This window comes from Streptomyces sp. NPDC046860 (assembly GCF_040645115.1).
Taxonomy (GTDB): Bacteria; Actinomycetota; Actinomycetes; order Streptomycetales; family Streptomycetaceae; genus Streptomyces.
The window spans coordinates 33,288-48,423 of sequence record NZ_JBEYXQ010000003.1 but is presented as its reverse complement, the minus strand read 5'-3'; the positions used below and the strand labels follow the sequence as shown (position 1 = coordinate 48,423).

15 protein-coding genes are annotated in these 15,136 nt (G+C 72.5%); 10 read left to right on the top strand and 5 right to left on the bottom strand.

From position 1 onward, the window contains the following. Positions 1 to 16 precede the first annotated feature (16 nt). Complete coding sequence (locus ABZ898_RS05920) at positions 17 to 337, bottom strand: hypothetical protein (protein WP_361653232.1); 321 nt, start codon at positions 335 to 337, stop codon at positions 17 to 19. A gap of 387 nt (positions 338 to 724) precedes the next feature. On the opposite strand from ABZ898_RS05920, the gene ABZ898_RS05915 reads away from it, so the two are divergent. Further along, a complete protein-coding gene (locus ABZ898_RS05915) occupies positions 725 to 1,819 on the top strand; it encodes a mechanosensitive ion channel family protein (protein ID WP_361653230.1) in 1,095 nt (364 codons plus the stop codon). A gap of 45 nt (positions 1,820 to 1,864) precedes the next feature. Here ABZ898_RS05915 and ABZ898_RS05910 read toward each other — a convergent pair whose 3' ends face one another. Next, positions 1,865 to 2,521: an HD domain-containing protein gene (locus ABZ898_RS05910; protein WP_361653228.1), complete on the bottom strand. Its 657-nt coding sequence runs from the start codon at positions 2,519 to 2,521 to the stop codon at positions 1,865 to 1,867. A 58-nt stretch (positions 2,522 to 2,579) separates the two neighbouring features. Between ABZ898_RS05910 and ABZ898_RS05905 the strand changes: the two genes are divergently transcribed. The 3 genes from ABZ898_RS05905 to ABZ898_RS05895 all read left to right on the top strand — a co-directional run bounded on the left by ABZ898_RS05905 (position 2,580) and on the right by ABZ898_RS05895 (position 6,322). Beyond that, a complete protein-coding gene (locus tag ABZ898_RS05905) occupies positions 2,580 to 2,987 on the top strand; it encodes a DUF4186 domain-containing protein (protein ID WP_361653226.1) in 408 nt (135 codons plus the stop codon). 89 nt (positions 2,988 to 3,076) lie between these two features. Next, positions 3,077 to 5,296 (top strand): NADP-dependent isocitrate dehydrogenase, encoded by a 2,220-nt coding sequence (locus ABZ898_RS05900; RefSeq protein WP_361653224.1) that lies wholly within the window; start codon positions 3,077 to 3,079, stop codon positions 5,294 to 5,296. Between the two features lie 237 nt (positions 5,297 to 5,533). Continuing rightward, positions 5,534 to 6,322 carry an N-formylglutamate amidohydrolase gene (locus ABZ898_RS05895; RefSeq protein ID WP_361653222.1) on the top strand — a complete coding sequence of 263 codons (789 nt, stop codon included), beginning with the start codon at positions 5,534 to 5,536 and terminating at the stop codon, positions 6,320 to 6,322. A gap of 25 nt (positions 6,323 to 6,347) precedes the next feature. Here ABZ898_RS05895 and ABZ898_RS05890 read toward each other — a convergent pair whose 3' ends face one another. Together ABZ898_RS05890 and ABZ898_RS05885 are read right to left on the bottom strand one after the other, a co-directional pair. After that, a complete protein-coding gene (locus tag ABZ898_RS05890; protein WP_361653220.1) occupies positions 6,348 to 7,214 on the bottom strand; it encodes a glutathione S-transferase family protein in 867 nt (288 codons plus the stop codon). 117 nt (positions 7,215 to 7,331) lie between these two features. Continuing rightward, positions 7,332 to 7,454 carry a hypothetical protein gene (locus ABZ898_RS05885; protein ID WP_361653218.1) on the bottom strand — a complete coding sequence of 41 codons (123 nt, stop codon included), beginning with the start codon at positions 7,452 to 7,454 and terminating at the stop codon, positions 7,332 to 7,334. Between the two features lie 111 nt (positions 7,455 to 7,565). On the opposite strand from ABZ898_RS05885, the gene ABZ898_RS05880 reads away from it, so the two are divergent. Continuing rightward, positions 7,566 to 8,411 (top strand): alpha/beta hydrolase, encoded by an 846-nt coding sequence (locus ABZ898_RS05880; RefSeq protein ID WP_361653216.1) that lies wholly within the window; start codon positions 7,566 to 7,568, stop codon positions 8,409 to 8,411. A 7-nt stretch (positions 8,412 to 8,418) separates the two neighbouring features. Here the strand turns inward: ABZ898_RS05880 and ABZ898_RS05875 are convergent, their stop codons facing one another. Further along, positions 8,419 to 9,099 (bottom strand): Clp protease N-terminal domain-containing protein, encoded by a 681-nt coding sequence (locus ABZ898_RS05875; RefSeq protein WP_361653214.1) that lies wholly within the window; start codon positions 9,097 to 9,099, stop codon positions 8,419 to 8,421. A gap of 83 nt (positions 9,100 to 9,182) precedes the next feature. Between ABZ898_RS05875 and ABZ898_RS05870 the strand changes: the two genes are divergently transcribed. The 5 genes from ABZ898_RS05870 (at position 9,183) to ABZ898_RS05850 (ending at position 15,130) form a co-directional block, all read left to right on the top strand. Beyond that, complete coding sequence (locus ABZ898_RS05870; RefSeq protein WP_361653212.1) at positions 9,183 to 9,698, top strand: DinB family protein; 516 nt, start codon at positions 9,183 to 9,185, stop codon at positions 9,696 to 9,698. A 133-nt stretch (positions 9,699 to 9,831) separates the two neighbouring features. Next, positions 9,832 to 11,382: a GMC family oxidoreductase N-terminal domain-containing protein gene (locus ABZ898_RS05865; RefSeq protein ID WP_361653210.1), complete on the top strand. Its 1,551-nt coding sequence runs from the start codon at positions 9,832 to 9,834 to the stop codon at positions 11,380 to 11,382. 237 nt (positions 11,383 to 11,619) lie between these two features. After that, positions 11,620 to 13,158, top strand: coding sequence for an AMP-binding protein (locus ABZ898_RS05860; protein ID WP_361653208.1), 1,539 nt, complete (start codon positions 11,620 to 11,622; stop codon positions 13,156 to 13,158). A gap of 107 nt (positions 13,159 to 13,265) precedes the next feature. Next, the gene (locus ABZ898_RS05855; RefSeq protein ID WP_361653206.1) at positions 13,266 to 13,721 is read left to right on the top strand and encodes a MarR family transcriptional regulator; all 456 of its coding nucleotides are present in this window, start codon (positions 13,266 to 13,268) and stop codon (positions 13,719 to 13,721) included. 2 nt (positions 13,722 to 13,723) lie between these two features. Continuing rightward, positions 13,724 to 15,130: an MFS transporter gene (locus ABZ898_RS05850; RefSeq protein ID WP_361653204.1), complete on the top strand. Its 1,407-nt coding sequence runs from the start codon at positions 13,724 to 13,726 to the stop codon at positions 15,128 to 15,130. Positions 15,131 to 15,136 lie beyond the last annotated feature (6 nt).

Below are 15,136 nucleotides of genomic sequence, written 5' to 3'. Positions count from 1 at the left end.
CCCCGCCCGGGGGGGGCTAGCTCGCCGGCGGGGCGACGGCGTCCTTGCCGTTCGTCCCGTCCTTTCCGTCCTTTCCGGGCGCGCCCGGAGCCCCGTCCGCACCGTCCGTGCCGTCCTTGCCGGCCGGGCCGATGGGACCGGCCGGGCCGGAGGGTCCGGGCGGACCGGAGGGACCGGCGGGTCCGGGCTCCAAGCTCTCCTGGAAGTCCACGGACTGCGTCTGCAGACCCTGGATCTGCAGGTGCTGTTCGACGATGACGGCCGACTGGACGACGAGCGCGATGGTCAGCGCGGCGCCGAGCACGAAGGGACGCCGCGGGCGCAACGCTTGAGTCACGTTTCTCATATGCATCCTCACGCTGAGTGACGGGCGAAAGTGTAAATGACGAGAACTGCGGGAATGCGCATCGCCGCGTCGAGTGTCCGCGCGCCTTTTTCAGGCCGGTGACCACCGGTTTCGCGGCTCTGCGCGGACATCGGCCGACGCCTGACAAACAGTCACCGTCCGTGAGCCGTCGCCGTGTACGTCCCGGCCGCCGACCATCCCGGGGCGGTGCGGACCGCCGCACGGCATGCGGCAGGATGAGCACACGTGCCCTTCATCGAACCTTCTCAAGGCGGGCACGGTCGCACTTCCGGACAGCGAACAGGTGGCAACGTGACGCAACTTCACATCCGGCCGACGGCGGCGTCCCCGGGCAGCACGCCCCGGTGGAGGTGACCGATGAACCGTGACGTGACCTTGGACGACCTGGTCCTCGCCGGCATCGCGCTGGCCGCCGGACTGGTACTGGCCTTCCTGTCCCGCACCATGCTGCGCTGGCTGGCCAAGCACGCCAAGCGCACCCGCTGGAGCGGTGACGACGTCATCGTGGACGCGCTGCGCTCCGTGGTGCCGTGGGCGGCGATAGCGGGCGGTGCCGCGGCCGGCGCGGCCGTGCTGCCGCTGACCCGTACCGTGCAGCACCACGTCAGCCAGACCCTCCAGGTCTGGCTGATCTTCGTGGTCACCCTGTCCGCGGCCCGGGTGATCTCAGGGCTGGTGCAGAGCGTCACCCAGTCCCGCTCGGGCGTGGCGGGTTCGGCGACCATCTTCGTCAACATCACCCGCGTACTGGTCCTGGCCATCGGCTTCCTGGTGGTCCTGCAGACCCTCGGCATCTCGATCGCCCCGCTGCTCACCGCCCTGGGCGTCGGCGGTCTCGCGGTCGCGCTGGCGCTCCAGGACACGCTGGCCAACCTGTTCGCGGGCATCCACATCCTGGCCTCCAAGACCGTGCAGCCCGGCGACTACATCCGGCTGAGCAGCGGCGAGGAGGGCTATGTCGTCGACATCAACTGGCGTCAGACCACGGTCCGTCAGCTCTCCAACAACCTCGTGGTCATCCCCAACGGCCAGCTCGCCAAGACCAACATGACCAACTTCACCCGCCCCGAGCAGGAGTTGACGGTGCTGGTGCAGGCCGGGGTGAGCTACGACGCGGACCTGGAGCACGTCGAGCGGGTCACGTCCGAGGTGGTGGACGAGGTCATGACCGAGATCACCGGCGCCGTCCCGGAGCACGAGGCGGCGATCCGCTTCCACACCTTCGGGGACTCGCGGATCGGGTTCACGGTCATCCTGGGCGTCGGCGAGTTCAGCGACCAGTTCCGCATCAAGCACGAGTTCATCAAGCGCCTGCACCGCCGCTACCGCGAGGAGGGCATCCGCATCCCGGCGCCCACCCGCACGGTCGCCCTGCAGCAGGGCTCGGTGCTGATACCGCAGCAGCGCACCGGTGAGGACGTACCGCTGGGGCCGACGCTCGCCGACCAGTGAGCGTGGCGGCGGCGCCCTTCCGGCCGGGCGCCGCCGCCGGGCCGTTCAGTCCCCTGACGCGGCCCCGCGCGACCAGCCGCGTCGCTCGCCCTCGTCGATGAGGTGCCGGCCGGCCGCCCACAGGGAGGCGGAGGCGTCCCCGATCACCGCCTTGCGGGCCCGGACGTCGTCGGCGGTCACGCCGGGGGTGCGCCAGGTCCCGCCCTTCGCCATCCAGTTGAGCAGCAGCGGCTGCAGCCGGTCCATGGCCTTGGCGAACCGGGCCTCGGGCGTGACCCGCTCCTCGAACTCGTCCCACAGGGCCCGCATCCGCCGCCCCTGGTCGTCCGGGAGCAGCCGGAAGAGCTCGGCGGCCGCCGCCTCCTCCCGTTCCCGCTGGCCGGCGCCGCCCGCGCTGTCGTACAGCGGGGTGTCCCCGGCGTAGATCTCCACGAGGTCGTGCAGCAGCACCAGTTCGACGGTGTGCCCCACGTCGATGGGCTCGTCGGAGTGCTCGGCGAGCACCGCGACCATCATGGCCAGGTGCCAGGAGTGCTCGGCGTCGTTCTCGCGGCGGTCCGCGGCGGCCAGGGGCGACTGGCGCAGCACGGTCTTGAGCCGGTCCACCTCCACCAGGAAGGTGAGCTGGGCCCGCAGCCGCTCCTCCAGACCGTCGGGCAAGGGCGTCTTGTCCACGAGCGGCTTCCGGCGTTCTTCACTCACCGGCCCATCGTGGCACGCGCGGCCGCCACCTGGTCCACCGGGCTAAGCTCGAAATAGTATGAATTCCTCGCCCGAACCCGGACCGTTCACCCCGCCCTCCCGTGCCGCGCTGGACGCGCGGCTCGACTCGATCACCCGGCAGCCGTTCCGGCAAAAGTTCCACCTGAGCGGGCGGGACCGGGCCACGGCCGGGTTGAAGGGTCCCGCGACGATCAGATGGCACGCGTACGACCTGATCGCCGGGCGGCTGGCCCCGGCCGAGCCGTACAAGGACGGCAAGCAGACCCCGTACCGCGGTCATCCGGTCTTCGTCGCCCAGCACGCCACCGGCACCTGCTGCCGGACCTGTCTGCTGCGCTGCCACGGCATCCCCAAGGGCCGGGACCTCACCCGCGCCGAGCACGTGTACGTCGTGGACGTGATCTGCCGCTGGATCGAGCGGGAGATGACCGGCGGCACCCGCTGACCGGCCGGTCCCGGACCCCTGTCGATCCGGACCCGGTCACGAGATATCTTGATGTCGAGCAATGTTGCAGACGTGGAGCGGAGCACCCGGTGACTGACTCGACCATCATCTACACCTACACGGACGAAGCGCCGGCCCTGGCGACCCATTCGTTCCTGCCGGTGATCCAGGCGTACGCCGCGCAGGCCGGGGTCCCCGTGGAGACCCGCGACATCTCGCTGGCCGGGCGCATCATCGCCGTCTTCCCGGAGTACCTGACCGAGGACCAGCGCATCCCGGACGCGCTCGCCGAGCTGGGCGGCCTGGCCAAGACGCCGGCCGCGAACATCGTCAAGCTGCCGAACATCTCGGCCTCGATCCCGCAGCTCAAGGCGGCCGTCGCCGAGCTGCAGGCCAAGGGCTACGCCCTCCCGGACTACCCCGAGGACCCGAAGACCGACGAGGAGCGCGAGACCCGCGCCCGCTACGACAAGATCAAGGGTTCCGCCGTGAACCCGGTCCTGCGTGAGGGCAACTCCGACCGCCGCGCCCCGGCCTCGGTGAAGAACTACGCCAAGACCCACCCGCACCGCATGGGCGCCTGGACCCCCGAGTCCAGGACCAACGTGGCCACGATGGGCGAGAACGACTTCCGCTCCACCGAGAAATCCACGGTGATCACCGAGGACGGCACGCTCCGTATCGAGCTGGTCGCCGAGGACGGCACCACCACCGTGCTGCGGGAGTCGGTACCGGTCCGCAAGGACGAGGTCGTCGACGCCTCGGTCATGCACGTCGCCGAGCTGGAGCAGTTCCTCGCCGCGCAGGTCGCCCGCGCGAAGGAGGAGGGCGTCCTGTTCTCCGTGCACCTCAAGGCCACGATGATGAAGGTCTCCGACCCGATCGTCTTCGGCCACGTGGTGCGCGCCTTCTTCCCGAAGACGTTCGCGAAGTACGGCCAGACCCTGAAGTCGGCCGGCCTGTCCCCCAACGACGGCCTCGGCGGCATCTACAAGGGTCTGGAGACCCTGCCCGAGGGTGCCGAGATCAAGGCGTCCTTCGACGCCGAGCTGGCCGAGGGCCCGGCCCTCGCCATGGTCGACTCGGACAAGGGCATCTCCAACCTGCACGTCCCCTCGGACGTCATCGTGGACGCCTCCATGCCCGCGATGATCCGCACCTCCGGCCACATGTGGGGCCCGGACGGCGAGGAGCACGACACCCTCGCGGTGATCCCGGACTCCTCCTACGCCGGTGTCTACCAGGCCGTGATCGAGGACTGCCGCGCGAACGGCGCCTACGACCCGTCCACCATGGGCACGGTCCCGAACGTCGGCCTGATGGCGCAGAAGGCCGAGGAGTACGGCTCGCACGACAAGACCTTCGAGGTCGCCACGGCGGGCACCGTCCGCGTGGTCGACGCCGACGGCAACGTGCTCATCGAGCAGCCGGTCGCCGAGGGCGACATCTTCCGTGCCTGCCAGACCAAGGACGACCCGATCCGCGACTGGGTCAAGTTGGCCGTCACCCGCGCCCGCGCCACCGGCGACCCGGCGGTCTTCTGGCTGGACGAGACCCGCGCGCACGACGCCAACCTGATCGCCAAGGTCAACGAGTACCTGACCGAGCACGACACCGAGGGCCTGGACATCCGTGTCCTGCCGCCGGTCGAGGCCGCGAAGCTGTCGGTGGAGCGCATCCGCCGCGGCGAGAACACCATCTCGGTCACCGGCAACGTGCTGCGTGACTACCTGACCGACCTCTTCCCGATCCTGGAGCTGGGCACCAGCGCCAAGATGCTGTCGGTCGTCCCGCTGATGGCGGGCGGCGGCCTGTTCGAGACCGGCGCCGGCGGCTCGGCCCCGAAGCACGTCCAGCAGCTCGTCAAGGAGAACTACCTGCGCTGGGACTCCCTCGGTGAGTTCTTCGCGCTGGTCCCGTCCCTGGAGCAGTACGCGGCGGCCACCGGCAACACCCGGGCCAAGGTCCTCGCCGACGCCCTCGACCGCGCCACGGCGACCTTCCTCAACGAGGACAAGTCCCCGACCCGTCGCGTCGGCGGCATCGACAACCGCGGCAGCCACTTCTTCCTCTCCCTGTACTGGGCGCAGGAGCTGGCCCAGCAGACCGACGACGCCGACCTGGCGAAGGCGTTCGCCCCGTTCGCCGAGTCCCTCGCGGCCGACGAGCAGAAGATCGTGGACGAGCTGCTCGCGGTGCAGGGCTCCCCGGCCGACATCGGCGGCTACTACCAGCCGGACAAGGCCAAGGCGGACGCGGTCATGCGCCCGTCGGCCACCTGGAACACGGCGCTCGGCTCCCTGAGCTGACCCGTGCGATAGCCGTACGCGCGTGCCCCGGCCGGACTCCTCCGGCCGGGGCACGGTCGCGTGTACGCTCCGCCGCGGGCCATGTCGCCCTTGGGTGCGATGACGGGGGCCGGGGCCCCAGGCGCCGGCCCGGGTGGGGGTGGTGGTCGTCCTGCGGACATGACGGGTTCCTGGTCGAGACGGGGCAGGTTGGCAGACTGGTCGCCGAACTGCTGCGCTGACCCAAGGGAGCCGACCGTGTCCGAGCCCTCGTTCGAGCTGCTGCCGGGTGACCCCGCGTCCCCGGTCCTGCTGCACGTACCGCACTCCGCGCGGGCGATCCCGGCGGAGGTGAGGGCGGGGCTGCTGCTCGACGACGGCGCGCTGGAGCGGGAGCTGGACCACATCACGGACGCGCACACCGCCGAACTGGCCCAGAGGGCGGCCGAGTTCGCCGGCATACGACCGTGGCGGTTCGTGAACCGGCTGTCCCGGCTGGTGGTGGACCCGGAGCGGTTCCCGGACGAGCGGGAGGAGATGCGGGTCGTCGGCATGGGCGCGGTGTACACCCGCACCACGCACCGGGAGCCGCTGCGGGCCGACGACACCGGCCGAGCCCCGCTGATCGAGCGGTACTTCGAGCCGTACGCCCGCGCGCTCACCGAGGCGGTGGAGGACCGGCTCGCCGCGACCGGGCGGGCGGTGGTCATCGACGTCCACTCCTACCCGTCCCGCCCGCTGCCGTACGAGCTGCACGGCGAGGGCCCGCGCCCGGCGGTGTGCCTGGGCACGGACCCCTTCCACACCCCGCCGGGGCTGACGGCGGCGGCCCGCTCGGCCTTCTCGCCGTACGGGAAGACGGGGCTGGACAGCCCGTTCAGCGGGACGTACGTCCCCCTCGCGCACTACGGCCGGGAGCGGCGGGTGAGCGCCCTGATGGTGGAGGTCCGCAGGGACACGTACATGACCGAGCCCGGCGGCCCGCCCGGACCGGGCCTGGACCAGTTGGCCGGGGCGCTGGCCGTGCTGGTGGACGCGGCGGGTTAGGCCGTGTCCGCAAAGTGGCGCCTCCTCAGGGCCTGCGGGCGTGGGTCTCCCAGTCGAGGATCTGCACGGCGGCTCCGGCGGCTTCGAGGCCCCGGCAGCGGCCGTGGTGCCGGCGGGCGATGCCGTCGAGGTCGAGGTGGGGACCGAAGGCGGGGTGGGCGGCCAGGCGCCGGGCGTAGGACCACAGGGCGGAGAAGCCGGCGATCCGGTGGACGGCGGAGGCGTCGAGGTGGCAGCGGTGCACGGTGTCGAGCTGCACCAGGCGGACCCAGAGGTCGATGTCGGCGGCGGTGAGCCGTCCGCCGGCCAGGTACTCCTCCCCGGTCAGCCAGAGTTCCAGCCGCGCCAGGGTGTCGAGGAGCACCTCGAGGGCGGCGGCCCGGCCGGCCGGGTCCTCGTCGGCGCTGCCCGCCCGCTGGGCGGCCTGTTCGATGCCCTCGGCGCAGAGCCGTTCCACGGCGTCGATGGTGGACTGACGGCCCGCGGGCCGCAGCGGACCGCCGCCGGGGCGCGGGAAGAGGTCGAGGTCGCGCAGGATGTCCGGCGCGTGGGTGCTGACGATGCGTCCGGACCACGCGTCGCTGAGCACGGGGGCGGGCGCCGGGCCCAAGTAGCGGTGCGCGCTGGCCTCGTAGAGCGGGCGGAGCGCGGTGTGGCTGCCGTCCGGGGCGTCGGGGACGGCGGGGAGCAGGGTGACCGGACAGCTCGCGTCGAGGCCGAGCAGGCTGTGGCCGATGGCGAGGCTCAGTCCGTCGGGGTCGGCGGTGGAGAGGTGGAGCCGGTAGCGGTGCGGCACGGCCTGGTGGCCGCTGCGGGCGTCCTGGCCGAGCCGCCCCCGGAAGGCGGAACTGTGCCGGACGGTCGGAAGGGCGGTCGGCGCGGTGATGGGCATGCGTACGTCTCCCCAGGGGCGAGGGCGCGCGGGCGCGCCTGCGGGAACAGCGGCGGCTGATGCGGGCGAGGAGTTACGAGGAGGGCGCGTGGGCGCGCGGGCGGGCGGCGGCCCGGGTCAGACGCGCGGTCCGATGGCGCTGCACACGCGCAGGAGGTCGATGTGCAGGCGGGAGGTGAGGAGGAGGGCGCGCGACGGCGTGCGGCCGCTGCGGCCGGTCACCGTCTCCAGGCGCGTCATGCGTCCCCACCTGTTCGCTGGACTTCCCCGGCCCCGAGTGTCGGCCCGTGCCGGACACCGCGTCAAGAGGGGGTCCACCCCTGGGACGGGCCCTTACGTACCATCACCCGCATGAGCCAGATCCTCTCGATCGCCCGTCCGGACAGCGTCCGCAGCGTGCGACTGGACACCGCCCGGGGTACGTTCGCCGCCTTCACGGCCGCTCCCCCGGACGGTGTCCCTCGCGGTACGGCTCTGCTGGTCCCGGGCTTCAACGGCAGCAAGGAGGACTTCCTCCCGCTGCTGCCTGGGCTGGCCGAGGCGGGTCACCGGGTGGTCGCCATCGACCAGCGGGGCCAGTACGAGACGGGCCCGGCGTCGCGGGACCCGTCGTACGCGCCCGGGGATCTGGCGTCGGACCTGATCGCCCTGGCGGCGGAACTGGGCCCGGTACATCTGGTGGGCCACTCCTACGGCGGGCTGGTGTCGCGCCTGGCCGTGCTGAACACCCCCTCTGCTGAGCACACTTGGGCGTCGCTGACACTGCTGAACTTCGGCCCGGCGGCGGTGTCGGAGCCGACGCGAGAACGTCTGGAACTCCTGCTGGACGCCCTGCGCACCACCCCGGTCCCGGACCTGTGGCCGTTCCTGCGGCCGGAGGACGGCGGGGTCCCCGAGGAGGTGGTCGCCTTCCTCTCGGACCGCTGGGCCCGCAACGCGCCGGAGGCCCTCCGTCTGGCCGCCGAGCGGATGATCACCGAGCCGGACCGGAGCGCGGCGCTGCGCGGCACCGGCGTCCCCCTGTCGGTCGTCTTCGGCACCCCGGAGGAGACGTGGCCGGAACGCGGGGCGGCCTCGATGGCACGTGGGCTGGGCGCACGCTACACGGAGATCATGGGCGGCGGGCACTCGCCGAACGTGCACGAACCGGAGGCGGTCATCGAGGCGTTGACCGGGTTCTGGGATGCGCTGACCTGAGCCGCCGTCAGCGCTCGCCCCGCGCGGCGACCGTCTCGCGCAGCTCGTCCGGGGTGAAGCCGAGCTCGCGCAGAACGCGGGCGGCCGGGCTGTCCTCGACCCGGATCAGGCCCAGCAGCATGTGCTCGGTGCCCACCCAGTCGTGACCCAGCTCGGCCGCCGCGTCCCGCGCCCGCCCGATGGCGGCCTTGCTCTCCTCGCGGAACGCGATGTGCCCCCGCAGCGCCTTCGTCCCGGCCGGCGGCAGCACCCGCGCGACCGCGTCGCGGACCCGCTGCTCCGAACCGGCCTTGGCCACCAGCGCCTCGTGGGCCCGGCCCTGCGGTTCCCCGAGCAGGCCCAGCAGCAGGTGTTCGGTGCCGATCGAGTCGTGCCGTCGCGTCCGCGCGGCCTCCTGCGCCAGCACGATGCCGTGCCGGTTGAGGTGGGTGAACCGCTCGAACGGCGTGGGCGCGTGCCGCTGCTGGGCGGCCTGCTTGGACACCCCGATGGCGTCCCCGATCTCGGTCCAGGACGCCCCGGACCGCTTGGCCTTGCTGACGTAGTGGTCGATGAGCTGGTCACCCAGGTCGGACAGCGTCTGGGCCCGCAGTCGCGCTTCGCTGATGTGGGCGAGATCGCCGGCCTCGGGGAACTCCTGGTCGAGGCGGGCGATCAGGTCGGCGAGATTGATGTCGAGTGGGCTCATGCGTCAAGACTAAGTTGACGCACAATGGGCGTCAAGAAGAAATTGACGCGCACGGGAACGGGTGTCCGGCTTACGGTCCCGGAATGACCCGACAGACCGACACGCCTCCCGCCTGGAACGAGCGCGCGCAACTGGCCACGTTCCTCGACTACGCCCGCGACACCGCGCGAGCCAAGTGCGAGGGCGTCTCCGCCGAGGACGCCCGCCGGGCCCCGCTCCCCGGCTCCCCCCTGATGACCCTGTGCGGCCTGATCAGCCATCTGCGATGGGTGGAGCACCACTGGTTCGAGGTGATGTTCCTCGGCGAGGACCCCTCGGGCCCCCTCACCGGGGCCACCGACGAGGACCCCGACCCCGAGATGCGCACGGCGGTCGACGTCCCGCTCCCCCGGCTCCTCGCCGAGTACGCGTCCCAGAGCGCCCGGTACCGCCGGCTGGTCGCCGGCCACGACCTGGACACCCCGGCCAGGCGCCCCATCAGTGACGGCCGGCACGTCGACCTTCGCTGGGTGCTCCTCCATCTCATCGAGGAGACGTCCCGGCACAACGGCCACCTGGACGTCGTGCGCGAACTGGTCGACGGACGGACCGGCGTGTAGGGCGCCCGGCGGGCAAGCGCTTCCAGAACGCCCGCCGCCACGCCCCACCCGGGCCGAATACTTCCTTAGCCGGACGCCCGCCGTGGCCGATCCTGAAGGGCGCGGGAACGACTCACCGACCGGAGGGCATGGAATGAGCTCGTACGACTACGTCATCGTGGGTGCCGGATCGGCGGGGTGCGTGCTGGCGGCGCGCCTCTCCGAGGACCCGGAGGTCAAGGTGGCGGTGATCGAGGCGGGCGGCCCGGACACCGCGCCGGAGATCCATGTCCCGGCCGCCTTCCCGCAGTTGTTCAAGACCGGGCTCGACTGGGACCTCGACTCCGACGCGGAGCCCGGCCTCGGCGGGCGCCGGATCTTCCTGCCGCGCGGCAGGATGTTCGGCGGCTCCAGCTCGATGAACGCGATGATCTACATCCGGGGCGCCCGCGCCGACTACGACGGCTGGGCGGCGGCCGGGGCCGAGGGCTGGTCGTACGAGGAGGTGCTGCCGTACTTCCGCCGCGCCGAGGACAACGAGCGCGGCGCGGACCGGTTCCACGGTGTCGGCGGGCCCCTGACGGTCAGCGACGGCCGGTCGGGGCATCCGCTCGCCTCCGCCTTCGTGACGGCCGCCGGGCAGGCGGGACACAAGGCGAACGACGACTTCAACGGCGAGACGCAGTTCGGCGTCGGCCGCTACCAGCTGACCCAGCGTCACGGGATGCGGTGCAGCGCGGCCGTGGCCTACCTGCATCCCGCGCTGGAGCGGCCGAACCTCACCGTGCTCCCCTCGGCCCGTGCCCACCGGGTGCTGATCGAGGGCGGCCGGGCGGCCGGGGTGGCGGTCGAGCGGGGCGGCACGGTGGAGGTGGTGCGGGCCGAACGGGAGGTGCTGGTGTCGGCGGGGGCGTACGAGTCGCCGAAGCTGCTGATGCTGTCCGGGATCGGCCCCGGCGCCGCCCTGTCCGCGTTCGGCATCGACGTGGTGGCGGACCTGCCGGTCGGCCAGGGCCTCCAGGACCACTACGCGACGCTGCTCAACTTCCGCACGGACACCGAGTCGTTGCTCGGTGCGGCGACCGAGGAGAACGCCGCGCTGCTCCAGAACGAGGGCCGTGGTCCGCTGAGTTCCAACGTCGGTGAGGCGGGCGGCTTCTTCCGGAGCCGGGACGGCCTGGACGCCCCCGATGTGCAGTTCCACGCGGTCGCCGCGCTGTTCCACCAGGAGGGGCTCGGCACGGTGCCCGAGCACGGCTTCGCGTTCGGGCCGTGCGTGCTCGCGCCGACCAGCCGGGGCACGGTCGCCCTGCGCTCCGCGCGGCCGGACGCGGCACCGCGGATCACGCACAACTACCTGATGACGGACGAGGACCGGGACTGCGTCGTCGCCGGGACCAGGATCGCCCTGGAGATCGCGGCCCAGCGGGCGGTGGCGGACCTCGCGACGGGACCGTACGGGGACATGCCCGCCTCGGACTCCGGCGCTGAACTCGCCGCCTGGGCGCGGCGGAGCGGGCAGACGCTGTACCACCCGACGTCGACGTGCGCGATCGGCGCCGTGGTGGACCCCGGGCTGCGCGTCCTCGGGGTGACGGGCCTGCGGGTCGTGGACGCGTCCGTGTTCCCGACGGTGCCACGTGGGAACACCAACGCCCCGACCATCATGGCGGCGGAGAAGGCGGCGGACCTCATCAAGGGCTGAGCGAGGTCGTCGCCGCTGGTCAGTAGGGGTGTACGGGGTCGACATTGGCCGATTGACCTAGCCGAATCGGCCGATTGTCGACGTTCGCGGCCGTGAAGTTGTCGCTGCCCGTACGAGCGTCCTAGAGTCGACTTGGTTGGTCTAGGCAACCTTTGCTCGGGAACTTTCCCGTCCCCCCACTGAACTACGGCAACAACCCGGCCGGCCGCGGCGCGCGCCGGCCCAGGAGGACCCCCCATGCCCGACGTCGCAGCCCCACGCTTCCGCAACCCCGTGGAGGACATCCTCGACGCCCTGCGGGACAACCCCGGCCGCGAAGCCCTGGTGCACGGCGAACACCGTGTCAGAGCAGGGGAGTTCCGTGAGCTGGTGTACCGGATGGCGTGGGCCCTTCAGGCCCAGGGGATCGAGCGCGGCCAGACCGTCACCCTGCTCAGCGGTAACCTGCCCGAGGCGATAGCCGTGCGCTACGCCGCCAACCTGATCGGCGCTCAGGTCAACCACCTGTACAGCAAGCTCGCCGCCGACGTGCAGGCCGCGATCGTCGCCGACGTGGAGACGCGGGCCCTCGTGGTCGACCCCCGGCTGGCGGGCCGGGCCGCGGAGCTCACCGAGTCCGTGCCGGTCAAGTCGGTGCTGACGCTGGGGCCTTGCGACGGCGCCGAGGACCTGCTGGCGCTGGCCGCCGTGCAGTCCGCCGAGCCGTTCCCGGGCCTCGCCGAGCCGGACGACATCTGCGGCATCCGGCACACCGGCGGCACCACCGGCCACCCCAAGGGCATCTGCACGACGTTCCGTCAGGTGGCGGAGACGCGCGCGGCGCGCCCGGTCACCGACGAAGAGACCGGTGAGCACCGGCAGTTGGTCGCCACGACCATCGCCCACGCGGCCGGGATGCTCGCCGACGCGGTGCTGGAGACCGGCGGCACGGTGGTCCTGCTGGACGACTTCGAGCCGGGGGAGGTGCTCCGTACCGTCGAACGGGAGCGCATCACCCACATGTGGCTGCTGCCTCCGCTGCTGTACCAGCTGCTCGACCACCCGGACATGGCCCGCACGGACACCTCCGGCCTGCGCCAGGTCGTCTACGGCGGCTGCCAGTCCTCCCCCGCGCGCATCGCCGACGCCGTACGGCGCCTCGGGCCGGTCCTGATGCAGGGGTACGGCCAGAACGAGGGCGGCATCTTCAGCGTCCTGTCCCCGCAGGACCACGACCCCGACAACCCCGCCCTGCTGCGCACCGCCGGGAAGATCCTGCCCGGCGTCGAGGTGGAGATCCGGGACGCGGACGGCGGCGTCCTGCCGAACGGCGGGCACGGTGAGATCTGCGTCCGCTCCGCCATGGTGATGCAGGGCTACTGGAAGCAGCCCGGGCTGACCGCGGAGGTGCTCCGGGACGGCTGGCTGCACACCGGTGACGTGGGCTTCCGCGACGACGCGGGCTACCTGACCGTCGTGGACCGCCTCAAGGACATGATCGTCGTGGTCGGCGGCCATGTGTACACCACCGAGCTGGAGGACCTCCTCAACAGCCACCCCGACGTCCTGCAGAGCGCGGTCTTCGGCGTCCGCGACGAGGACCGCATGGAGCGCGTCCACGCCGCGGTGCTCCTCACCCCCGGCGCCACCACCACCGCGGACGACCTCCGCGCCCTGGTGCGGGCCGAGCGCGGCGCGATGTACGAGCCCGCCCGGATCACCTTCCCGTCCGCCCTCCCCCTCACCGACGTCGGCAAGCCCGACAAGAAGGAGCTGCGCCGCCGCGCGACGCTCTGACCCTCCCCCGGCGGGCCGTCCCGGAGCGGCATCCGGGACGGCCCGCCGGTGATCAGCCCGGGGCGGGACATTTGCACAGCCTGGACTGCGCAACCTAGCCTGTAGACATGACCGAGATCGCCGACACCACCGGTGTGTCCGAATCCGCCGTGCGCGCGGCGCACGAGATCCGGGTCGTCTTCAGCCGGCTCCGGCGGCGGATGCGGGAGACCTACGACCCCGGCGACCTCACGCCGTCGCAGACGTCCGTGCTGAGCCGGCTGGACAAGGACGGGGAGGCGTCGGTCAGCGAGCTGGCCGCCGCCGAGCGCGTACGGCACCAGTCGGTCGCCGCGACCGTGGCCGTGCTGGAGGAGCGCGGGCTCGTGTCCCGGCGCCCGGACCCCTCCGACGGGCGGCGCCAGTCGGTGTTCGTCACCGACGCCGGGCACGCCTTCCTGGAGGACCGCAGGCGGGCCGGGGAAGGCTGGCTCACCCGCGCGCTGGAGGACGGGTGCACGGAGGCCGAACGCCGGACCCTGCTGGAGGCGGCGGCGATACTGGACCGGGTCGTCCGGTCGTGACCATGCGCCAGCTGCTCCCGCACCGGGCGAGGAAGGGCGACGGCTTCGACCGGCGCCTGCTCGCCCCGATGATGCTGGGCTCCGTGCTCAACCCGGTCAACTCCTCCGTCCTGTCGGTCTCCCTGGTCCCGATCGGCGCCGCGTTCGGCGCGCCGCCCGCGCAGACCGCGTGGCTCGTCTCGGCCCTCTATCTGGCGACCTCGATCGGCCAGCCCGTCACCGGACGGCTGATCGACCTCTTCGGGCCGCGCCGCCTGTTCCTGGCGGGGACGGTGCTCACGGGCGTCGCGGGGGTGGTGGGCATGCTCGCCCCGGGCCTCGGCGTGCTCATCGCCGCGCGCGTGCTCCTCGGCTTCGGCACCTGTGCCGGCTATCCGGCCGCCATGTACCTGATCCGCAGCGAGGCCCGGCGCACCGGGCAGGAGAGCCCGACGGGCGTGCTGACCGCGCTCGCGGTCACCACCCAGACCGTCGCCGTCGTCGGCCCGAGCCTCGGCGGGCTGCTGATCGGCGTCGGCGGCTGGCGCGCCACCCTCGCCGTCAACATCCCGCTCGCCCTCGTCGGCCTGTACCTCGGCGCCCGCCGCCTCCCCTCGGCCCCGCCCCCGCGTCACCCCGGGGACCGGCACCCCCTCGCCGCGCTGGACCTGCCCGGCATGGGCCTGTTCGCCACGGCCCTGGTCTGCCTGCTGCTGTTCCTCATGGAGCCCGGCGCCGCGCACTGGTACCTGCCCGCGCTGACCCTCGTCGCGGCCGCCGCCTTCACCCTGCGGGAACTGCGGACCCCGAGCCCCTTCATCGACCTGCGCGTCCTCGGCGGCAACGTCCCCCTGCTGGCCACCTACGCCCGCTCCCTGCTCTCGTACATCGTCAGCTACGCCTTCCTGTACGGGTACACCCAGTGGCTGGAGGAGGGCCGGGGGCTGTCGGCCTCGCAGGCCGGGCTGGTCCAGCTCCCGCTGTTCGCCACGGCCCTGGTGGTCTCCACGCTCACCGGACGCCGGGAGGCGATCCGCGCCAAGCTCCTGGTGGGCTCCGCCGGCCAGCTCGCCGCGTGCGCGCTGCTGCTGACGCTGACCGACCGCAGCCCGGTGTGGACGCTGCTGGCCGTCGTGCTCGTGCTCGGCGTGCCGCAGGGCCTGAACAGCCTCGCCCTGCAGAACTCCGTGTTCCACCAGGCCGACCCCGAGCGCATGGGCTCCTCCGCCGGGCTGCTGCGCACCTTCGGCTACCTCGGCGCCATCGTGGCCTCCGCCGCGAGCGGCTCCCTGTTCGGACAGCGCGCCGACACCGGCGGCCTCCACCACCTCTCCTGGCTGCTGCTCGCCGTCAGCGCCGTCTTCCTCGTCACCACCGTGACGGACCGCTCGCTGGGCGCCCTGACGCGACGGGAGGCCCGCGGGGCCTGACCGGAG